Origin of the sequence: Algibacter sp. Ld11 (genome assembly GCF_045066735.1) — a bacterium.
Lineage (GTDB): Bacteria > Bacteroidota > Bacteroidia > Flavobacteriales > Flavobacteriaceae > Algibacter.
Map to the genome: position 1 here is coordinate 41,237 of NZ_JBISHH010000009.1, position 21,971 is coordinate 63,207.

Sequence of the window (21,971 nt, forward strand, 5' to 3'; positions counted from 1 at the left end):
GCTATTGGTCTTTATTATCTGCGGTATTTTTAAAAGGTTTAACAAGCATACCAGCATATGCACCAGGAACCGATTTTTTAAGAATAACTGTGCCATCTGGAACCTCTTTTAAAACCACCTTAGTATCAGAAAAATAAATTGATTTTGCAGGTATCACGTCTAATAAACTATCTTTTACAACAAAAATTTCGCCATTCTCAGATAATAAATTACGATTAATTTCAATAGCATTTGGTTCTTCTTTCACATCCAATTCTGCCTCCAAATACATACCTTCTTTTAACGCATCATGCTTAACATCAATATAAGCAGTAATAGTTTGAGTTGTAGCATCTATACTTCCATTAACACGAGATACTGTTCCTGTATAGACTTCTGTTTTATCTAAATTGGTAAGCTTTACAGATTCGCCTACCTTTAATAAACTAGCATAACTTTTACTTAGAGCAACTTCCATTTCATAAATAGATGTATCAATAAACTCGCCAAGTTTTTGACCACTTCTTATTAATGATCCCTCGGTAACTAAAGCTTCAGTTAAAATACCCGAAAACGGTGCAGAAATAGTATATTTATACAAACGTTGTTCTAAGTTTTTAACGTTATAATAACTAGAAACAATACCACGACCGGTTATAAAGTAGTTTTCTTTATCTGAAACTATTTTTGGCAATTCTGGAGTAGTTTTACTCAAATCAAATCCATTCAGGTAATCTTCCCATTTTTTAAAAACTTCCGGAAAATCCAGTCGTAAATCGGGCATTATAGCCGCAATATCATTATACAAATTACTTTTGGCAGACTGTACACTAGCATAATACTCATCTGCATTAATTCGAATTAAACTTTGTCCTTTGGAATATTCTTGCCCTGGTCTAAATAAAACATTTGATGTTTTAAAGATACCTTGTACTTCCGAGTATAGCTCCACTCGACGTTTGGCTACTAGGCTTCCGTTTGCCGGTACTACAATTTTAATAGTACCATTTTTAACTGTATCTGTAAATACTGTTTTTACAACTTTTTCTTTAACAGGTTTTGGTTTGTGTTTATCTGCAATAAGTTTTTTTGCAAATAAAACTGAAAGTATTATTAGTAGAATTCCAATTCCAGAAAGTATAATTTTACGCATACAAATAGTTTTGATAAGTATGACAGCAAAATTAGCCTAATGTTTAAGCGATAAACGTTAAAAAAAACATAAAAAAAACGGAAACTACATATTGTTCGTTTCCGTTCACATTTTATCTATCAAAATATATTTGGCTTAAAATTTTTCAATTTCAAGCTGAATATCTTCCCATTTCTGCATAAAGCCCTGTAAATCGGATTTCATTTTTTGATAATCATCAAAGAAGTTCGGTTTAGAAGAAACTTCTTCGTAATTAATTTCCAGCTCGGCATCTATCTTTTTAATCTTCCGCTCCATGTCACTTATTTTAGACTCAATGTTGCTCAATTTATTATTTAAGGATTTTATTTTTTTCTGATCCTCATAAGATTGTTGATTCTTTTCCTTTGGAACTTCTTTAATTACGGTACGTTTTTCAACCTCACGCAAACTATCAACATTTCGTTTCTCTAAGTAGTAATCAATATCCCCAAGATATTTTTTTATTTGTTGGTCTTTAAACTCATAAACCGTATGTGTTAGACCTTGCAGAAAATCACGATCGTGCGATACCAAAATTAACGTACCCTCAAAACGGTTTAAAGCTTCCTTCAATACGTTTTTAGATTTAATATCTAGGTGGTTTGTTGGCTCATCCATGATTAACACGTTAAACGGTTGCAACATTAGCTTTGCCAATGCCAAACGATTACGCTCTCCTCCCGAAAGTACACGTACATATTTATCAGCCTCATCTCCTCTAAATAAAAACGAACCTAAAATATCACGAACTTTACTACGGTTAGTTTCATTTGCGGCATCTATCATGGTATCTAAAACGGTTTTGTTGCCATCTAAATACTCGGCTTGGTTTTGAGCAAAATATCCAATCTGCACATTATGTCCCAATTTTAATTCACCTTCATGCTTAATATCACCTACCATTATTTTGGCAAGCGTAGATTTCCCTTGGCCATTCTGTCCTACAAAAGCTGTTTTAGTATCACGCTCAATAAGCAAATCAATAGCACTTAAAACTTGGTTATCACCATATTTCTTGGAAATTTTATTAGTTTCAACAACCACTTTTCCAGGAGTAATAGATACCGGAAAATTAAGCGTCATTACGCTATTATCATCCTCATCAACCTCAATTCTATCAATTTTATCAAGCTTTTTAATAAGAGACTGTGCCATAGTGGCCTTAGATGCTTTTGCTCTAAACTTCTCAATAAGCTTCTCGGTTTGCTCAATTTGTTTTTGTTGATTTTTTTGAGAAGCCAATTGCTGCGTTCTCAATTCTTCACGTAACACTAAAAATTTAGAGTACGGTTTTGGGTAATCATATATTCTTCCTAAAGAAATTTCAATAGTTCTATTTGTTACATTATCCAAAAACATCTTATCGTGAGATACAATAGCCACGGCACCTGTGTAGTTTCTTAAAAAACTTTCTAACCAAATAATAGATTCAATATCCAAGTGATTGGTAGGCTCATCGAGTAGCAAAATATCATTATTTTGTAATAATAACTTAGCCAACTCTATACGCATACGCCAACCACCAGAAAAAGTATCGGTAAGCTTTCCAAAATCTTCACGCTTAAAACCTAAACCTTGCAAAATCTTTTCAGTATCACCTTGATAATTGTAACCGCCTAAAATATCGTATTGATGTTGTAAATCATTAATATCCACCATTAATTGGTGATAACCTTCACTCTCATAATCGGTTCGCTCGGCCATTTGGGTATTAACCTCTTCCATTTTAGCCTCTAATTCCTTAATTTCAACAAAAGCTTCGTAAGCTTCTTCTAAAACGGTACGACCTAATATAAAATCGATATCCTGCTTTAAAAACCCAATTTTAAGTTCCTTATCTGCAGCAATTTGACCTGTATCAGGCTCCATTTCTTTTGATAAAATTTTAAGCATGGTCGATTTTCCAGCTCCATTTTTTCCGATAAGACCGATCCTATCTCCGTTTCCAAGTTTAAATGTAATATCTTCAAACAAGTATTCGCCTTGAAATGAAACCGATAAATTATGAATGTTCATCATAGAAATGTAACTTTTATTACAAAGTTTTAATTGTAAAAATCTTATTTTTGCTTTGTAATTGCGCTTGCAAAAATACACAAATAATATGTTTAAAAAAGGATCAAAAGTATATAGTATTTTCACTGGAACTTGCCCAAAATGTCAAGAAGAATCTATGTACACTAATAAAAATCCATATGTACTCACCGAAACTTTAAGCATGCATGAAAACTGTAGTAATTGTGGTACAAAATACAAGATAGAGCCATCTTTTTTCTATGGCGCTATGTACGTGAGTTACGCTGTGGGTATAGCTTTTGCCGTTGCAGCCTATGTAATTAGTAGTTTTGTTTTCGATGCTAGCTTAAACGGGATTTTTATAGCAATAATTGCCACTTTAATTGGGTTTATGCCAGTAATCATGAGAATTTCTCGTAATATTTGGATTAATATTTTTATGAGTTACGATAAAAAATTAGCAAAAAAATAAAGTTATTTTTATTTTGGGCGTTACCTTTCGCAACTCTGCAAGGTTAAAAACAACCTAGCAAACTTGCAAAAGGTCGGGCTTTCACTACTCGCTCCCTTCCTTTGGTCGGGGAGCTTAAACAAACCGTTCAATCCCTAACGCAAACCAATACGCCAAGTTATTCAGGCAAACTACAATCCTAAGGAATACTTACTTAAAACGAGCTATATCAATTTCAGACTCTAATGGCGTACCAAACTCAATAAATTCATATAGGGCTTTAGCAACATACGGCCCAATCATTACACCGCGCGTTCCTAAACCGTTTAAAACATACATGTTTATATAATCACTATGTTTACCTACTAGAGGGCGTCTATCTTTTACAGTTGGCCTAATACCTGCTACCTGCTTTACCACAGTAAAATCGCAGTTAATTACCTTTTCTAATTTATCTAAAAGTTGATTTCTTGCCTTATCAGTTATATCGTGAGTGGTATCATGCCAATCGTAAGTTGCACCAACGGTATACAAATCATCTCCCAAAGGAATCAAAAAAACACCCGCTTTTAATACAAAATCCATATTCAACTTAGGCGCTAGAATAGTAAGCAACTCTCCTTTAGTTGGCACCATAGGTAAATAATTGAAAAATGGATTTTTACTTACTCCAAAACCTTCAGCAAAAACAATATGCCTTGCTTCTATATTTTTATAACAAACACCTGTGCTCTTATCTTCTAAAGCACTATAGTCAAAAAGATTTTCAAACAAAAGACCTTGCTTTAACAAATCCGCTTTATAAGTTTCAATCAAGGTTTTTACATCTACTCTCCCGGTGGTTAATACTTCGCCAAAACTAAACGGAGCATTAATAGAATCATTATTATTCTTAACTAATGATCCCGATAAATATTGAGATAATCGCGGATTATCAGATGCAGTAAACCAATCGTTTTGTTCTTCTAAAGAAGCAAATTTTCTGTAAACTGGAATTTTATAATCGAGTTTTACATTCAGTTTTTCTTCTAGATTTACATACAAATGTAAAGCAAGATCAAGTTGTTCTTCACTTTTCCATACCGATGTAAATCGCTTTAAAACTACGGGATTATAAAGGCCTCCCGCTACAGTAGACGATTGCTGCGATGCATTATCAAACACCACAAAACTTTTATTATAAGCCTTTAATTGCTCACAAAAACTAATACCAGCTAAACCAATTCCAACAATAATATAATCTACTTTCATGTCACGCGAAGATAAATATTTACTTAATTTATTGAACCAAAAAACGCCCACTTAAAAGTGAGCGTTTTATATTTTTAAATTTTAAAGAATTTAATATGTCCACATATCTAATTCAAAATCTCTAATTTTATCTTTAATTCTATCAGATTCTAATAGTTGCATTAAAGCATTATCTGAAATGTATTCCGATACCGCTCTATCGCCTTGAACGTTTTCTTCCTTATAGGTATAACCATGAAAACGACGTGCATTTAAAATATGATCGAATGAAAATGGCATTGAGCTATTTTTGTTGTTAAAGGATTTTGCTTCATGCAAAACCTCACGAGCGTCTGGAAAAAACACCCAAAATAACTCAACTAAATCTGGCTCATCATCATCAATAAAGTTAACATCTGGTGCCACTGGAGCAATACCTAATAAACGGTATTTCATTTCGGCCTGGCGTTTATCAAAATACCAAAGACCTTTAATGTGATATTCTCTAATCTCTGCAGCCGTAATATCTCTTCTATCAATATATTCTGCAGATAATTCTTCACCAGCATTTAATTGCTCAATACCAACACCTGTGGTATCAATTTTAGATAAAGCCGACTCAATATCTTTTAAAGTTCTTTTTGCATTAAAATAAGAATCATCATAGATGTTTTCAATTTTACCATTTTTAATGTTCTTCATTAGAACATCGTATAATGAACGTCTGTTACTACTAATGTTGTTAGTGTCTATAGGATAGTACAAAGGAAAGTTAGAACGCTCGTCTAAAACCACTTTTTCCCAAGTCATTTTTGAAAATAGAATATCACGATCATCTACATAACCGTATTCTAAAGGTTTATCGTTATCTACAGCCTTTTGAGCATCTGTTCTAACACCAATTTCTTCTGGGCTTTTCGCATTTAAAATATTTGCCTGAGCAAACATACCAGATACGGTACAAACAGTTGTTACAGTTAATAAAAAACTTTTCAAATTCATGTGCTTACTATTTATTGTTTTTAATGAAACATCTAAAATAGAATTCTATTTTAGATGTTTCATCCTATAATACTCATTATTCAGTAATAACTAAACGTTATGTTTTAGCTTTTAGTTTGTAAGCTCGATAATAATTGGTGATACTTTTTTAAGTATTACACTAACACCAGTTGCTCTAGCTTGAATATCAAAAATTGTAACATCCGATCCACGCTTAGCTTTACGTAAAGCTCCTTTTGCTCTACTATCTAACTTACTACCACTTACACTTATTGTTGGTTGCCCTGGTACTTTAAATTTAAATCCAGTAACACGTAAAGGCAATTCAAAATCAAAATCGTCAAATTTAGCACCAATAGTTGAAATTTCAAGACTATTACGTTGCATTTTTACAGCACCATCTTCACCTCTTACAGTTCCTGTTGGTTTTGGTAAATCTTTAATTCTAAATGTTGCTTTATCTCCTACATTACCACCACCGTCAGGCAATGATGCGCTTACATTAATTGTTATTTCTCTACCTTTAATTTTAGTAGCATCCATAACATATTTACTACCAGAAACTCTCGATAAACCTTGAGCACTAGCCTTAACTTTATTATCCGGCACACCTGCAAAAGAAATAGTCATTGGGTTTTTAACACCTCTATAAACTACATTCATTTTATCAGCAGAAATAGTTGCTGAATTTGGTTTTGCAACAGTTGCAAAAGATGAGCTTACAGGTACTTCAACCTCTTCTCCGTCTTGAGCAAAATATAAAGCTCCTGCAATTTTATGCTCTCCAACTCCACCCGTTCCAACTTTAAGTTTCACCTTTCCGCCTTCAATAGTGTATTGTTTATCACTTAATTTTCTACCGTCTAAAGTTAATTCAACTCGACTTGGTTTTGTAGAAGCATCTGTACGACCTAAAACAATTTGTCCGTCGAACTGCTCTCCGTTAAAATAAGCAGATTTAGATGTTTCCATTAAAGTAGTATAGTTAGTCATAGACACCTCACTAGAAAGTGTTCCTTGCAACATATTACCTAAGATTTCAGATTCTGTTGTTTTAATATCAGATTGAAGCTGTGTCATTTTAGTTAAAGAAGCAACTAAAGGAAAACCTTTATAGTTATGATCTAACCATTCTACAGTTCCTGCACCACGCTTAACATCTTCTGTATTAAATTTGTCTTTTACAGATTTAACAACATCTTCCATACCTTTTTGACCTTCTATCAAACCAAGAACGCCTTCTCTGAATTCTACTATTTTTGCTTTAAACTCTTCGCCTTCTGGTTTTAGCTTCCCTCCTTTAAAAAAGTTTTGATCAAGGTAATCACCTTTATCCATACTTTCATATTCGGTAGCATCTTTTACAGTAGCTGTCATTTTACCCTTTAATTCCGTAAGATAGCTATCAAAATCGTGAGCTAATTTATCTAAAGCTTCACCTTTCGCTTTTAAAGGTTCATATTTTTCTGGTTGTTCTTCTGCTTTTAACTTTAAATTATCTACAAAAGATTTATTTCTCAATTCTGCAGACTCGTTAGATTCAACAAGTCTCTCGTTCATTAATCCGAATGCTGAAAGTACTTCTTTCGACATATTTAATGCTAACATCGCAATAAATATGAGGTACATTAGATTAATCATTTTCTGTCTAGGTGATAAATTTCCTCCTGCCATGGTTAATTAGGTTTTTTAATGGTTAATTAATAGTAATAATAATTTGGGGTTATTAATTAGCCTAATTAATTATTTATTCATTGCAGATAACATACCTCCGTAAACACCATTTAATGATGATAAGTTTGAAGCTAAAGATTGCATTTGTTCTTTTAATTTTGCTGCATTTTCTACAGACTCTTCATTAATAGTGGCTTGTTTACTAGCACTTTCTAATTGTACTTTGTATAAACCATTTAATGATTCCATTTGTGAAGCTGCTAAAGATAATTCTGCACCATACTTTTTGGTTGCTTCCATAGAGTCTACAGTAGATCCCATATTTTTTGCTGCACCTTCAAAGTTTTTAATACTATCTCCTAAACTTGCGATTAACTCTCCGTCGATTTTAGCTTCTTTTAATAAGTTATCTAATTTTTTAGATAACATACCTTGAGCATCATCATTTTGTACCGCTTCTTTTTTGCTTCCAATACCTCCAGCTAATTCTGGATACACTAAAGACCAGTCTAATTCATCATCTACTGGTTCAAATGCAGATAATGCAAATATTAGTGCCTCCGTTACTAAACCAATTGTTAATAATGTGTTACCGTTTAAAGGTCCAAACTCCATGTGAGTAATTTTGAATAATGCTCCTAAGATTACCACTGCGGCTCCTAATCCGTAGGCCATATTCATGATCTTTTTACTTGCTTTTGACTTTGCCATAATTCTTGATTTTAATTTAAGTACTAGTACTTAAGTAGGTTAAAGGTTAATTAATAAAAATTTATAATGATTTGATTTGATTAAATACAATTAGCTTAGTTACCGTTTTTTGTTACTTGTGTCCCCATATAATCTTGAACGGTTCTAAAACCAATATAACTTCTTGCAGAATCTGCATATTCGTAATCTCTTGAACTTACTTGTAAAAAGTAAGCTACATCTTTCCAAGAACCACCACGTACAATTTTACGCTTGTTATCTCTATCATTTACACTTGGATTTATACTTGATGTATACTCATAAGATGAAGGATCGTAAGATGCATTTACCCATTCTGAAACATTTCCAGACATGTTATACAAATTGTAATCGTTAGGCTCATAAGATTTTGCTTCTACAGTATATAAAGCTTGATCGGCAGCATAATCTCCACGTACCGGTTTAAAGTTTGCCATAAAACAACCTCTATCACTTTTAGTATAAGGCCCACCCCATGGGTAAGTTGCTGCTTGCAGACCTCCACGAGCGGCATATTCCCACTCTGCTTCAGATGGTAATCTAAATGTGTTTACCATAGCTGCACCTTTTTTCTGTTTTTGATAAGAATTTTTGTTTAAAGTTCTCCATTCACAAAAAGCTTTTGCTTGTTTCCAAGTAACACCTACAACAGGATATTCTCCGTAAGCATCGTGCCAGAAATAATCGTTGTGCATTGGCTCGTTGTATGAATACGCGAAATCTCTAATCCAAACTGTTGTATCTGGATATATTTCTAACTCTTCCTTTTTAATAGCATCCTTACGTTCAATACCTCTGTTATTGGCAGCTTCTTGAATGTCCATATAACTATATTGGAATTTAAACTTTTTAACATCCCAGGTACGTTGCCCGTTGTATGATGCCTCTAAAGGTAAATACATAGTATCCATAACTTCTGCATACCATTCATCTGGATATTCAGCGGTATCAAAAACTAGATCTACATCTTTATTCAATTTTCTACCTTCATAACCTGTTGGTCCTAATCCAGTATAATTTTCGAACATGTATTTTTCATAAACAGACATGTTGGCCGTATCTGCATCTTTAAATGCAAATTCACCAATACCTCCATCTTCAGGAATTTTTCCAATTTCATCAGCTAAAACGGCAAGTTTCATTCTAACGATAGAATCTCTTACCCAATTAACAAACTGGCGATATTCACTATTTGTTATTTCAGTTGCATCCATATAAAATGAGCGTACAGTAACTGTTTTTGCAGGTGCATCTTGCACACCAGCTAAATCATCATCAGCTTTACCCATTATAAATGCTCCACCAGGAATAAGCTCCATACCGTAAGGCTTCTCTGGATGCCATTTTTTTCCTTGCACACCTACTAGTTCGCCTCTGTCATTTGAGCCGCAACTTGCTAGCAATGCTACTACTGTGGTTAATAATATAAACTTCTTCATAATCATAGAAAACTCGCGGTTAATTATTTAAGCTCTAACTTGAGAGCGTAAACATATTTATATATTTTTTAAAAAACAACTTTTTACCTAAAAAATTTACATTTCGTCGTAAAAAAATAACATTTAAACGATGAAATACGCATTTAAACCTTTTTTACTTCTCAAATACTATTTTTCCTAATGGCTTTGTACCAGCGCTCTGGCACTATATTATTACATGCATCTTTGTAATCTTGGTGCATGCATGGTAATAACGTATGCCTTTTTAATTTATTATTAACTTCTGATAAAAAAGGGATTTCAATCCACCATCTACCTGTCTTATTACTCTTATAAAACACTAGCTCTTCAGATTCTACCAAAGTAATAAATTTTTGGTAAGTATATTCATCCGAAAAATCATCATCCTTTATTCTATAATTTACGCCTTCAATAAAATACCATAACATTTGTGAGACCAACATAGATGTTATTTCATCATCACTAGAAGGTTTATATTCATAAATACCAAAAGACGACACCTTATTACTTATACCAGCATATCTAGCAATAGCACAAATTTCTTTACCATCAAAGCCATTTGGTGATACTTTTTGATTTAAACTTACTTCTGAACTTTTTACAGAGCCTAAATCGATACTTACAATATTAGCATCTCTTAATACAGGTTCTACTATTGTAATATCGTGAGACACCTGCCCTAACCTGTATGATTCAAAATACAAGCTATCCATCAAATCTATTTCTTCTTGCGAATTAAAATATGTTTGATAGCCTACTGTTGCGTAATTAAAAAGGTTATAGGGCTGATCTAAAATAATTTTACCTACAAAACTATTGTTTTTAATAGGTTTAGTTGAATCGCCTAGATCGAATTTGCTATCAACATTTACTATATTCACCATGGGCGCAAAACTATCATAAGCACGATAGTTTGCATAAGTAAGATCTTGAGACCCACCCAAAATCACGGGAATTATATTTTGCTTAATTAGAGTATTTACAACTTCTTTTAAAGCAAAATAGGTGTCATCGACACTTTCGCCTTTCTCAATATCTCCTAAATCGGCAACACTAATATTCCAGCTTCCTGGAAAAAGGCTATAAAATCCTTTACGAATTTCATCTAAACAAAACTCTTCACCTATATAATTAATGTCGTTTCTGTTTTCTAGAATACCAACTATAGCTATTTGAACACCATCCAAATCGGGAAGTCCCTGCTGTGCTGAGTGAATTTTTATTTTTCGCCCCAAAGCTTGAGCTGAAAGCAACTCATTATGAGCCAATACAAAATCTGAAACAGGAGACAGAAAGTTAAAATCCATTAAAGTGTACTAAATTATACTGTTTTGCTTTATACAAATATCACTAAAAAAAGAAAACAAATACTATAAATGCAGAAATTTATATCACAAATAAACGTGTTGAAATTTCAATTATTTATAAAATTATTTCTTTTTCGCTGTTGTTTTTTTAGTTGCCGTTTTTTTTGCCGCAGCCTTTTTAGGCGCTGCTTTTTTTCTTGGTTTCTTTTTTGGAGTTTTGGCTTCTATTAGCTTAGCTGCCTCTTCCAAGGTCATTTCTGTAACATCAACCGTTTTAGCTAACTCTACTTTTATTTTACCTTTTATTACATTGTGACGTCCCCAACGTGCTTTTTCAACACGAATACCTTCATCTTCCCAATTATGAATTACTTTATCAATTTCTTTTTGAATCTTAACTTCAATAAGCTCTACAATTTCATCATCGGTTAAATTATCCCAATCATATTTTTTATTCACGTTAATAAACAAATTGTTCCATTTAATATATGGTCCAAAACGCCCTTTACCTTTCTGTACTGGCAGATCTTTATACATGTAAATAGGAGCATCCGCTTTTTGCTTTTCTTTAATTAAAACAATAGCATCATCTAACTCCACACTTAATGGGTCTGTTCCTTTCGGAAGTGATACATAAGCATCGCCAAACTTTACATAAGGTCCAAAACGCCCGTTATTTACAACCACTTCTTCATCTTCAAAGTTTCCTAAGTTTTTAGGAAGTTGAAATAAATCCATCGCCTCTTCGAAGGTAATAGAATTTAATTGTTGATCTGGACTTAAACTTGCAAACTGCGGTTTTTCTTCATCATCAACCGTTCCTATTTGAACCATTGGCCCAAATTTACCTAAACGCACACTTACACGTTTACCTGTTTTAGGATCTTCACCTAAAATACGTTCACCAGACTCTCTATCTGCATTTTCCTTAACATCTTCAACAATGGGATGAAAATTATCATAAAACGATTTCATCATTTTTTTCCAATCCTCTTTTCCTTCTGCTATTTCATCAAAATCGGCTTCTACTTTTGCTGTAAAACTATAATCTAAAATAGACTCAAAGTGATTCACTAAAAAGTCAGTTACAATCATTCCAATATCAGTTGGAACCAACTTCCCTTTATCTGACCCCACTTTCTCTGATAAAGTCACATCATTTACAGAACCATCTTGAAGTTTTAATTGAGAATAATTTCTTTCCTCTCCATCTATAGTCCCTTTTTCAACATAATTTCTATTTTGAATAGTTGAAATTGTTGGTGCATAGGTAGACGGACGACCAATACCTAATTCTTCTAACTTCTTAACTAAAGATGCCTCCGTATATCTAGCTGGCGGACGCGTATAACGTTCGGTTGCTGTTATATAACTATTAAGTAATGTCTCATTAGTTTTCATAGCTGGCAACATACCATCTTGCTCATCTAAATCCTCATCATCGGTACCTTCTAAATATACTTTTAAAAAACCATCAAACGTAATAACCTCTCCGTTTGCTGTAAACGTTTCTTTATGTGTTGATGCACTAATTTTTACGTTAGTACGCTCTAATTCTGCCTCACTCATTTGCGATGCAATAGAACGTTTCCATATTAAATCGTATAAACGCGCTTGATCATAATCAATATCTACTGAATGTACAGCGAAATTGGTTGGACGAATCGCTTCGTGAGCTTCTTGAGCTCCTTTGGCTTTTCCTTTATAGTTTCTAGATTTACTGTATTTGTCACCATAAGCATTTCTAATCTCTGCCTCCGCTCCTTTTTTAGCTTCATCGGAAAGATTAACACTATCCGTTCTCATATAAGTAATTAAACCTGCTTCGTAAAGGCGTTGCGCCATAGTCATGGTTTTACTTACCGAAAAGTATAATTTTCTAGAAGCTTCCTGTTGCAACGTAGAGGTTGTAAACGGTGCTGCTGGAGATTTTTTAGCTGGTTTTTGTTGTAAATCGGCTACTTTAAAATCGGCCTGAGCATTTTTCTCTAAAAATTTTTGAGCTTCTTTTTTAGTTGAAAAGTTCTTCGGAAGTTTTGCTTTAAAACTTTGTCCATCTTCATTAGAGAATTCTGCATCTATTCTATATGATGCTACAGGGCTGAAACCTTGTATATCTCTTTCCTTTTCAACAATTAACCGAACAGAAACAGATTGTACACGACCAGCAGACAAACCACCTTTAACCTTTCTCCACAAAACAGGAGAAAGCTCGTAACCTACAATTCTATCTAATACACGACGTGCTTGCTGCGCGTCTACTAAATCATAATCTATTCCACGCGGATTCTCAATCGCCTTTAAAATTGCCGATTTTGTTATTTCGTGAAAAACAATACGTTTTGTTTTGTCTTTGTCCAATTTTAGCGTTTCGGCTAAATGCCACGCAATAGCCTCTCCCTCGCGATCCTCATCACTTGCTAACCAAACCATTTCGGCTTTCTTAGCTAAGTCTTTCAGTTTTTTTACAACTGCTTTTTTATCTGTGGATACTTCGTATTTGGGATTAAAATCACCTTCAACATCAACCCCTAACTCTTTGGAAGGTAAATCGGAAATATGCCCGAAACTAGATTCTACTTTAAAATCTTTTCCTAGAAATTTTTCAATGGTTTTTGCCTTTGCAGGTGACTCTACTATTACTAAATTCTTCGCCATAAATCATTTTTTGTGCTACAAATGTATATCAAAAAAAGTTTATCTGCCTAATTTTACGCACTATCTGTATAATTTTTGCAAAAAAAAACCTGCTTTTAAGAGTAAAAAGCAGGTTTTTATTTTTTAAACTTTTAAAAATATTTAAAAATCCATTATTTCAAACACCTTATATATAGGTGTTATATTTTTTATTCTATCGAAGTTCCTATTTCTTCAATAGCATCTGTAGTTTCATCAAAACCTACCACTTTCTTATAAATTAAATAAATAGGATGCCATAGAAACGCTTGTAGAAATAAAGAACCCAATCCACAAGTAATCATTGATATTACAAAAATACATAGGTAACTTACAATAAACAATCCTATGGTTATTCCCCATTTTTTTGTTCCAATTTTAAAACTTGCCTTAACAATTTCTCCAGTACTAAACTCCGGATTAAAAGCAAAAATTAGCATAAAATAAGAAACCGGAACCATAGTATATATTAATGGTATGTAGCATAATAATGCCGAAGGAATAACAATACCAATTGAAATAAGCATTATAACAAAGGCTTTGCTTAAATATTTTCCTTTTACGAAATGAAAAAAGTCGGTTGTGGTAACAGCTTCGTTATAATCCATTCTTTTTATAATTCTAAAAAAAGATGCTTGTAGCGTTAATGATATTGTACCTAAAACAAATACTCCTAAAATTACAAACAAAATATAAATTACAGACATACCACCTAAAAATGTATTTAGGGCTTCTTGATCGTTATACCCACTCTCTTGTTGAGCAACCATTAAACCTATTAAAGGGATATAAAACACTAAAATTAATGGCAACATAACAACCAAAGTAAAAATTTGAAGCAAGAAACCTTGCACCCAAGTTTTTTTATACAACTCAATGGCTTCGCTAAAAATAGAGCCAAAATCGAGCTGCTTTGCATTATTAATTTTTTCTAATAGACTAGTAATAGTGTTCATATTTTAAAGTTAGGGGTTAAGATATTTAAAGCCGTAAAAGTAATTTAATTTCTCAAAACAAAAAATCTTGTTAAAAAAACTCGATAGTAAATTAAAAACACCAACACTTAAAAATTAAGCTACACACTAAACATGCATTAAAAACCTGATTTAGAAACCCTTCATTAAAACTAAAAAGATAGCTTAAAACCATTAATAACGCATAAAAAATAAAACTGCCACTTTGTCACATAACATAAATAAATTGTATCTTTGCACACTTATTGAACAATACCAGTTTCTAGCAAACTATGGAAAAAATTATAGACGAAAATAAACAAGGTCAATCTTTAACGCTTGAACAGAAAGCAGGCAATACACGCAAACTTTTTATTGAAAGCTACGGCTGCTCAATGAATTTTAGCGATAGTGAAATTGTAGCTTCTATCATGAAAGATCAGGGTTTTAATACCACACAAAATCTAGAAGAAGCCGACTTAGTTTTAGTTAACACTTGCTCTATTCGTGATAAAGCCGAACAAACCGTGCGTAAACGATTAGAAAAATATAATGCCGTAAAACGCGACCTAAACCCAAAAATGAAAGTTGGCGTTTTAGGCTGTATGGCCGAGCGTTTAAAAACAAAATTTCTTGAAGAAGAAAAAATTGTTGACTTAGTTGTGGGCCCAGATGCATACAAAGATTTACCAAACCTTTTAGCTGAAGTTGACGAAGGTAGAGATGCTATAAACGTTATTCTTTCTAAAGAAGAAACCTATGGCGATATTTCTCCGGTGCGTTTAAATTCTAATGGCGTTACAGCTTTTGTCTCCATAACACGTGGCTGTGATAACATGTGTACGTTTTGTGTAGTACCCTTTACTAGAGGCCGTGAGCGTAGTCGTGACCCACAAAGTATTTTAGAAGAAATAAACGACTTATGGAGTCGTGGTTTTAAAGAAATAACCTTACTTGGTCAAAACGTAGATAGCTACCTTTGGTACGGTGGCGGACTTAAAAAAGACTTTGTAAAAGCTAGCGATATGGAGAAGGCTACTGCTGTAGACTTTTCTAAATTACTAGAGCTTTGTGCTAAAGAGCAACCAAAAATGCGTATTCGTTTTTCAACGTCTAACCCGCAAGATTTAACTTTAGATGTGGTTAAAACCATGGCTAAATTCGACAATATCTGTAACCACATCCATTTACCTGTGCAAAGCGGAAGCAACCGTATTTTAAAGGAAATGAATCGTTTACACACCCGCGAAGAGTACTTTGAATTAATAGATAACATCCGTCGTATTATTCCAAAATGCACTATTAGCCAGGATATGATTGTTGGTTTTCCTACAGAAACAGAAGAAGATTTTCAAGATACCGTTTCTTTAATGGAATACGTAAAATATAATTTTGGTTACATGTTTACCTACTCTGAACGCCCTGGTACTATGGCCGGAAGAAATATGAAAGACGATGTGCCAGAACCTGTAAAAAAACGCCGTTTACAAGATATTGTAGATTTACAACGTGAACATAGCGAATTTAGAACCAAAGAACACTTAGGCACAGAAGTAGAGGTTTTAATTGAAAAAGAATCGAAAAAATCTGCCGAACAATGGTCGGGTCGTACCTCACAAAATATTGTGTGCGTGTTCCCTAAAGCTGATTTTAAAATTGGTGATTTTGTAAAAGTAAAGGTTAACAATTGTACCAGCGCCACGTTAATTGGCGAAGGCATAGCATTATCAATGAATAATTAATATTTATTTGAAACTAAAACCAAGCATTTAGCATTATTCACTTTTAATTTTTAATTAAGAATATGGAATCAATCCAAGCAATTAAACAACGATTTGGTATTATTGGCAATACACCAACGCTAAACCGTGCTATAGAAAAAGCTATTCAGGTTGCCCCTACCGATATTTCGGTTTTAGTAACAGGAGAAAGTGGTGTTGGAAAAGAAAGTATTCCTAAAATAATACATCAATTATCACACAGAAAACACAATAAATATATTGCAGTAAACTGTGGAGCTATACCAGAAGGCACAATAGATTCGGAACTGTTCGGACACGAAAAAGGAGCCTTTACAGGTGCCACACAAACGCGTGAAGGATATTTTGAAGTGGCCGATGGCGGTACTATTTTTTTAGATGAAGTTGGCGAATTACCACTTACAACACAAGTTAGGCTTTTGCGTGTTTTAGAAAATGGCGAATTTCTAAAAGTAGGCTCTAGTAAAGTTCAAAAAACCAACGTTCGTATTGTAGCTGCAACAAACGTGAACATGTTTGAAGCTATTGAAAAAGAAAAATTTAGAGAAGATTTATACTATCGATTAAGCACTGTAGACATTAATTTACCGCCACTTCGTGAACGCCAAGACGATATACATTTATTATTTAGAAAGTTTGCTAGCGACTTTGCATTAAAATATAAAATGCCCACAGTAAAACTTACAGACTCGGCTGTGCATATACTTACAAAACACCGCTGGAACGGTAATATTAGACAATTGCGTAACATTGCAGAACAAGTATCTGTTTTAGAGCAAAACCGAACCATTAGCGCCGAAACTTTAACTGGTTATTTACCCGCTTCGGGAACAAATTTGCCTGCCGTAATTAAAACATCGAAATCTAAAAGTGATTTTAGTAGCGAGCGCGAAATTCTGTATAAAGTTCTTTTTGATATGAAAAGTGACTTAAGTGATTTAAAGAAACTCACCATGGAACTCATGAAAAATGGGAACACCAAAGATGTTGAGAAGAAAAATGAAAGTTTAATTCAAAAAATATACGGAGATGACGATGATGACATTCTTGATTTTGAAGAAAGCGTAAACAATACCGAGCTGCTTTCAATTCCAGAACACACGTCAAACATTGAAGAACCTATCAACACCCAAGATAAATACCACTTTGCAGAAGAAATTGAAGAAGAAGAAACTTTATCTATTCACGATAAAGAATTAGAATTAATTAAAAAATCGTTAGAACGTCACAGCGGAAAACGTAAATTAGCAGCCGCAGAACTTGGTATTAGCGAACGTACATTATATCGCAAAATAAAACAATACGATTTATAATAGTACGTTTATATAACACACAAGTCTCTATAAAACAGGTACGTATTCAACAAAAAAAATGAAGCACGCAAAATATATAATTATAATATTAACTATCGCAACCCTAACAAGTTGTGGTATTTACTCATTTACGGGAACCTCTATTTCTTCCGATATAAAAACTTACCAAGTAAATCGTTTTGAAAATAATGCGCTATTAGTAGAACCAGGATTGGAGCGGGATTTTAAATTAGCTTTAGAAGATTTAATTCAGAACCAAACTAACCTAAGCCTTGTACCTTCTAACGGCGATTTAGTATACGAAGGAGAAATAACAGGGTACCGCGTTTCGCCAACAACAGCAACATCAGAAAATGTTGCAGCTCAGAATAGATTAACAATAAGTGTAAAGTTGAGATTTTTTAATAGAAAAAAAGAAGATGATGATTTGGAACAAAGTTTTTCTTTTTTCTATGATTACGACGGAACAGCACAACTTATTGGAACAACAAAAACAACAGCACATGAAGAAATATTTGAGCGTTTAACTCAAGATATTTTTAATGCAACACTAGCAAAATGGTAATAAGTAAATTATCCATAATGCTAATTTACGCTTTATATTAATAATTATAAAAATTTGGCTCAGCCAATGAATCGAACCGATTTCACATATCTACTTCAAAACCCTCATGCCATAACGCACGAACAAACCGAGGCTATAAAATCTATTTTAGATCAATACCCCTACTTTCAATCGGCGCGTGCTATTCACTTAAAAGGGTTAAAAGATCAAAGTAGTTTAGAGTATAATCGAGCACTTAAAACAACTGCCGCTTACACCACCGACCGTAGTATTTTATTCGATTTTATTACTTCGGAACATTTTATTCAGAATGAAATTTCGAAATACATCAAAAAAAACATCTCACCTCTTAATGATATAGAAATAGATGTTGAAGATATCACGGTTTATAAAAAAGTAACTATCGATGATACTTTAAAACAGCAAATACAAGATACTAATGGTGTTTTAGATCCGTCTTTATTTGAACCTAAAACATTACGACCACAAAAAGAGATAGTACCTGTTTTAAACACTCTTGAAAATACCGAAAGCGCAACGAAAGTTATTACTGAACCCGAAAAAAGAACACCAGAAGCCATTTTAAGTTTAGGTGCACCTCTTCCTTTTGATAAAAAAGAATCGCATTCCTTTAACGAATGGTTAAAACTTACTCAATTTAAACCTATTGAGCGTCAGCCAGAAGTTTCAAAAAAAACAGCAAAAAAGAAAACCGAAAAAGCGCTAAAAAAAGAGAAAAAGTTCGATTTAATAGATAAATTTATCATTAAAAACCCAAAAATAAACCCTACAAAGCCCCTTGCTCTAAAAGGAAATTTAGCAAAAGCGCAAATGATACAGCCGGAAGCCTTGATGACAGAGACTTTAGCGCGTATTTATGTAGAACAAAAAAATTATTCTAAGGCCATTCAATCTTATAAAATTTTAAGTTTGAAATATCCAGAAAAAAGTGGTTTCTTTGCAAACCAAATTGAGGCAGTAAAACAATTACAAGAACAAAATAACAAGAAATAATGAGTACGTTTACAATATTTTTAGCATTAATAGTTGTGGTAGCATTTTTACTAATTGTAGTAATTATGGTTCAAAACCCTAAGGGTGGTGGATTATCTTCTTCATTTGGAGGTGGTGGAACACAGCAATTAGGCGGTGTAAAAAAGACAACCGATTTTTTAGACAAAAGCACATGGTACTTAGCTACATTTTTACTAGTATTAATACTAGCATCAAACATAGCAATTAACAGAGGAGATTCTTCTTTAGAGTCTAAAGCTTTAGATGCAGATGCACCAAGCACTCAACCTTTAGCAACTCCTGCTAATACAGCAACCGATGCTGCTACAATAAAAGATAGCGTGAACTAAGATTCTCAAAACATATTAAATAAAAAATGCCAACTGTATAAGTTGGCATTTTTTATTTCTGCAAGTTTGTCAGTCTACTGCTCTTGGCATATTTTTCGCGTACTACTAAAGCGTTAATCATAATTTAATTAATTAAAAAATAATATAAAAATGAGCTTAAACATTAAACCATTAGCAGACCGCGTTCTTATTGAGCCTGCTGCCGCTGAAACTAAAACAGCATCAGGAATTATTATTCCAGATAACGCTAAAGAAAAACCACAAAAAGGGACTGTTGTTGCTGCTGGAAAAGGTACCAAAGACGAACCTATTACTGTAAAAGTTGGTGACACTGTTTTATATGGTAAATATGCTGGCACAGAATTAAAATTAGAAGGTACAGATTATTTAATTATGCGTGAGAGCGATATTCTTGCAATTATTTAATAACTCTTTTTTTATTTTCCGCGAAAGCGGAAACCTCATCAATTTAAACTAGATTTTCATTAAATAGATTTTCTCCTTAGTGAGAATAAAAAAATTAAACATATTATGGCAAAAGATATAAAATTTGATATTGAAGCACGCGACGGATTAAAACGTGGTGTTGATGCATTAGCAAACGCAGTAAAAGTAACGTTAGGCCCAAAAGGACGTAACGTAATTATTAGTAAAAGTTTTGGAGCACCACAAGTAACTAAAGATGGTGTATCTGTAGCTAAAGAAATTGAATTAGAAAACCCATTAGAAAATATGGGTGCGCAAATGGTTAAAGAAGTAGCTTCTAAAACCAACGATTTAGCTGGTGATGGTACTACAACTGCAACTGTATTGGCTCAAGCTATTGTAAAAGAAGGCTTAAAAAACGTTGCTGCAGGTGCTAACCCAATGGATTTAAAACGTGGTATTGACAAAGCTGTTGATGCTATTGTTGCCGATCTTGAAAAGCAAGCTAAAAAAGTAGGTAACTCATCAGAAATGATAAAACAAGTTGCCGCTATTTCTGCAAATAACGATGACACTATTGGCGAATTAATCGCTACAGCTTTTGGTAAAGTTGGTAAAGAAGGTGTTATTACTGTTGAAGAAGCTAAAGGGATGGAAACTTATGTTGACGTTGTTGAAGGTATGCAGTTTGATAGAGGTTACCTTTCTCCTTATTTTGTTACCGATGCTGATAAAATGATTGCTGATTTAGAAAATCCGTATATTTTATTGTTCGATAAAAAGATTTCTAACTTAAACGAAATTCTTCCAATTTTAGAGCCTGTTGCTCAATCTGGTCGTCCATTATTAATTATTGCAGAAGATGTTGACGGACAAGCGTTAGCTACTTTAGTTGTAAATAAATTACGTGGTGGATTAAAAATAGCAGCTGTTAAAGCTCCTGGTTTTGGTGACCGTCGTAAAGCTATGCTAGAAGATATCGCTATCTTAACTGGTGGAACTGTTATTTCTGAAGAAAGAGGTTTTACTTTAGAGAATGCAGATTTAACAATGCTTGGTACTGCTGAAACAGTAACTATTGATAAAGACAACACAACTATTGTAAATGGTTCTGGTGATGCTGAATCTATTAAAAATAGAGTAAATCAAATTAAATCTCAAATTGAAACTACAACTTCAGATTACGATAAAGAGAAACTACAAGAACGTTTAGCTAAATTAGCTGGTGGTGTAGCTGTTCTTTATGTTGGAGCTGCAAGTGAAGTTGAAATGAAAGAGAAAAAAGACCGTGTTGATGATGCATTACACGCAACTAGAGCAGCCGTAGAAGAAGGTATTGTTGCTGGTGGAGGTGTTGCATTAGTAAGAGCTAAATCTGTTTTAGAGAAACTTACAACAGAAAACTTAGATGAAACAACTGGTGTGCAAATTGTAGCTCGTGCTATTGAAGCGCCTTTACGTACTATTGTTGAAAATGCAGGCGGTGAAGGTAGTGTTGTTATCTCTAAAGTTTTAGAAGGTAAAAAAGATTTTGGTTTCGATGCTAAAACAGATCAATATGTTGATATGCTTAAAGCAGGTATTATCGATCCTAAAAAAGTAACACGTGTGGCTTTAGAAAATGCAGCATCTGTTTCTGGAATGATTTTAACTACAGAATGTGCTTTAATAGATATTAAAGAAGATGCAGCTGCAATGCCTCCAATGGGCGGCGGCGGTATGCCAGGCATGATGTAATTACCATACTAAACTATATTAAAAACGCTTCTTCCAAAACTAAAGGAAGAAGCGTTTTTTTATACTTCAAATTTCACTTTTACTTCGGACTAGAATTGAAATTTTAGTTATTCTTTATCTTAAATAAAAGGGTGTTAAACAAAAACTCCAAGCCT

At 33.4% G+C, this 21,971-nt stretch carries 18 protein-coding genes; 8 read left to right on the forward strand and 10 right to left on the reverse strand.

The window, feature by feature from the left end; all coding sequences use genetic code 11:
* Position 1 precedes the first annotated feature (1 nt).
* Entirely contained in the window at positions 2–1,132 is a 1,131-nt protein-coding gene (locus ACJJV4_RS04790) for an efflux RND transporter periplasmic adaptor subunit (RefSeq protein WP_405292329.1), read from the reverse strand.
* 135 nt (positions 1,133–1,267) lie between these two features.
* A complete protein-coding gene (locus ACJJV4_RS04795; protein ID WP_405292330.1) occupies positions 1,268–3,172 on the reverse strand; it encodes an ATP-binding cassette domain-containing protein in 1,905 nt (634 codons plus the stop codon).
* An 85-nt stretch (positions 3,173–3,257) separates the two neighbouring features.
* On the opposite strand from ACJJV4_RS04795, the gene ACJJV4_RS04800 reads away from it, so the two are divergent.
* Positions 3,258–3,641, forward strand: a complete 384-nt coding sequence (locus ACJJV4_RS04800; RefSeq protein ID WP_405292331.1) for a DUF983 domain-containing protein — start codon at positions 3,258–3,260, stop codon at positions 3,639–3,641.
* 189 nt (positions 3,642–3,830) lie between these two features.
* On the opposite strand, the gene ACJJV4_RS04805 is transcribed toward ACJJV4_RS04800, so the two are convergent.
* From ACJJV4_RS04805 to ACJJV4_RS04840, 8 genes are all read right to left on the reverse strand, one after another.
* Positions 3,831–4,871, reverse strand: a complete 1,041-nt coding sequence (locus ACJJV4_RS04805) for an NAD(P)/FAD-dependent oxidoreductase (RefSeq protein ID WP_405292332.1) — start codon at positions 4,869–4,871, stop codon at positions 3,831–3,833.
* Between the two features lie 90 nt (positions 4,872–4,961).
* Positions 4,962–5,852 (reverse strand): gliding motility protein GldN, encoded by an 891-nt coding sequence (gene gldN, locus ACJJV4_RS04810; protein ID WP_405292333.1) that lies wholly within the window; start codon positions 5,850–5,852, stop codon positions 4,962–4,964.
* Between the two features lie 111 nt (positions 5,853–5,963).
* Positions 5,964–7,526, reverse strand: coding sequence for a gliding motility protein GldM (gene gldM, locus ACJJV4_RS04815; protein ID WP_405292334.1), 1,563 nt, complete (start codon positions 7,524–7,526; stop codon positions 5,964–5,966).
* Positions 7,527–7,595: 69 nt separating this feature from the next.
* On the reverse strand, positions 7,596–8,237 hold the full coding sequence (gene gldL / locus ACJJV4_RS04820; RefSeq protein WP_405292335.1) for a gliding motility protein GldL: 642 nt from the start codon (positions 8,235–8,237) through the stop codon (positions 7,596–7,598).
* Positions 8,238–8,332: 95 nt separating this feature from the next.
* Complete coding sequence (gene gldK, locus ACJJV4_RS04825) at positions 8,333–9,694, reverse strand: gliding motility lipoprotein GldK (protein WP_405292336.1); 1,362 nt, start codon at positions 9,692–9,694, stop codon at positions 8,333–8,335.
* Between the two features lie 161 nt (positions 9,695–9,855).
* A complete protein-coding gene (locus tag ACJJV4_RS04830; RefSeq protein WP_405292337.1) occupies positions 9,856–11,022 on the reverse strand; it encodes a formimidoylglutamase in 1,167 nt (388 codons plus the stop codon).
* Positions 11,023–11,145: 123 nt separating this feature from the next.
* A complete protein-coding gene (gene topA, locus ACJJV4_RS04835; RefSeq protein WP_405292338.1) occupies positions 11,146–13,680 on the reverse strand; it encodes a type I DNA topoisomerase in 2,535 nt (844 codons plus the stop codon).
* Between the two features lie 188 nt (positions 13,681–13,868).
* Entirely contained in the window at positions 13,869–14,654 is a 786-nt protein-coding gene (locus ACJJV4_RS04840; protein ID WP_405292339.1) for a hypothetical protein, read from the reverse strand.
* A gap of 290 nt (positions 14,655–14,944) precedes the next feature.
* On the opposite strand from ACJJV4_RS04840, the gene miaB reads away from it, so the two are divergent.
* From miaB to groL, 7 genes are all read left to right on the forward strand, one after another.
* Positions 14,945–16,393, forward strand: a complete 1,449-nt coding sequence (gene miaB, locus ACJJV4_RS04845) for a tRNA (N6-isopentenyl adenosine(37)-C2)-methylthiotransferase MiaB (RefSeq protein WP_405292340.1) — start codon at positions 14,945–14,947, stop codon at positions 16,391–16,393.
* Positions 16,394–16,455: 62 nt separating this feature from the next.
* Positions 16,456–17,724 carry a sigma 54-interacting transcriptional regulator gene (locus ACJJV4_RS04850; RefSeq protein ID WP_405292341.1) on the forward strand — a complete coding sequence of 423 codons (1,269 nt, stop codon included), beginning with the start codon at positions 16,456–16,458 and terminating at the stop codon, positions 17,722–17,724.
* A gap of 58 nt (positions 17,725–17,782) precedes the next feature.
* Positions 17,783–18,289, forward strand: a complete 507-nt coding sequence (locus ACJJV4_RS04855) for an LptE family protein (protein ID WP_405292342.1) — start codon at positions 17,783–17,785, stop codon at positions 18,287–18,289.
* Between the two features lie 66 nt (positions 18,290–18,355).
* Positions 18,356–19,303, forward strand: a complete 948-nt coding sequence (locus ACJJV4_RS04860; protein ID WP_405292343.1) for a hypothetical protein — start codon at positions 18,356–18,358, stop codon at positions 19,301–19,303.
* Complete coding sequence (gene secG / locus ACJJV4_RS04865; protein ID WP_405292344.1) at positions 19,303–19,653, forward strand: preprotein translocase subunit SecG; 351 nt, start codon at positions 19,303–19,305, stop codon at positions 19,651–19,653. The genes ACJJV4_RS04860 and secG overlap by 1 nt, the downstream gene beginning before the upstream one ends.
* A gap of 150 nt (positions 19,654–19,803) precedes the next feature.
* Positions 19,804–20,079: a co-chaperone GroES gene (groES, locus tag ACJJV4_RS04870; RefSeq protein WP_042498021.1), complete on the forward strand. Its 276-nt coding sequence runs from the start codon at positions 19,804–19,806 to the stop codon at positions 20,077–20,079.
* 105 nt (positions 20,080–20,184) lie between these two features.
* Positions 20,185–21,816, forward strand: coding sequence for a chaperonin GroEL (gene groL / locus ACJJV4_RS04875; protein WP_405292345.1), 1,632 nt, complete (start codon positions 20,185–20,187; stop codon positions 21,814–21,816).
* The last annotated feature ends 155 nt before the right edge of the window (positions 21,817–21,971 follow it).

Coding starts and splice junctions, on each gene's coding strand:
- ACJJV4_RS04790 (WP_405292329.1), bottom strand. CDS start 1,132: ATGCGTAAAATTATACTTTCTGGAATTGGAATTCTACTAATAATACTT.
- ACJJV4_RS04795 (WP_405292330.1), bottom strand. CDS start 3,172: ATGATGAACATTCATAATTTATCGGTTTCATTTCAAGGCGAATACTTG.
- ACJJV4_RS04800 (WP_405292331.1), top strand. CDS start 3,258: ATGTTTAAAAAAGGATCAAAAGTATATAGTATTTTCACTGGAACTTGC.
- ACJJV4_RS04805 (WP_405292332.1), bottom strand. CDS start 4,871: ATGAAAGTAGATTATATTATTGTTGGAATTGGTTTAGCTGGTATTAGT.
- gldN (WP_405292333.1), bottom strand. CDS start 5,852: ATGAATTTGAAAAGTTTTTTATTAACTGTAACAACTGTTTGTACCGTA.
- gldM (WP_405292334.1), bottom strand. CDS start 7,526: ATGGCAGGAGGAAATTTATCACCTAGACAGAAAATGATTAATCTAATG.
- gldL (WP_405292335.1), bottom strand. CDS start 8,237: ATGGCAAAGTCAAAAGCAAGTAAAAAGATCATGAATATGGCCTACGGA.
- gldK (WP_405292336.1), bottom strand. CDS start 9,694: ATGAAGAAGTTTATATTATTAACCACAGTAGTAGCATTGCTAGCAAGT.
- ACJJV4_RS04830 (WP_405292337.1), bottom strand. CDS start 11,022: ATGGATTTTAACTTTCTGTCTCCTGTTTCAGATTTTGTATTGGCTCAT.
- topA (WP_405292338.1), bottom strand. CDS start 13,680: ATGGCGAAGAATTTAGTAATAGTAGAGTCACCTGCAAAGGCAAAAACC.
- ACJJV4_RS04840 (WP_405292339.1), bottom strand. CDS start 14,654: ATGAACACTATTACTAGTCTATTAGAAAAAATTAATAATGCAAAGCAG.
- miaB (WP_405292340.1), top strand. CDS start 14,945: ATGGAAAAAATTATAGACGAAAATAAACAAGGTCAATCTTTAACGCTT.
- ACJJV4_RS04850 (WP_405292341.1), top strand. CDS start 16,456: ATGGAATCAATCCAAGCAATTAAACAACGATTTGGTATTATTGGCAAT.
- ACJJV4_RS04855 (WP_405292342.1), top strand. CDS start 17,783: ATGAAGCACGCAAAATATATAATTATAATATTAACTATCGCAACCCTA.
- ACJJV4_RS04860 (WP_405292343.1), top strand. CDS start 18,356: ATGAATCGAACCGATTTCACATATCTACTTCAAAACCCTCATGCCATA.
- secG (WP_405292344.1), top strand. CDS start 19,303: ATGAGTACGTTTACAATATTTTTAGCATTAATAGTTGTGGTAGCATTT.
- groES (WP_042498021.1), top strand. CDS start 19,804: ATGAGCTTAAACATTAAACCATTAGCAGACCGCGTTCTTATTGAGCCT.
- groL (WP_405292345.1), top strand. CDS start 20,185: ATGGCAAAAGATATAAAATTTGATATTGAAGCACGCGACGGATTAAAA.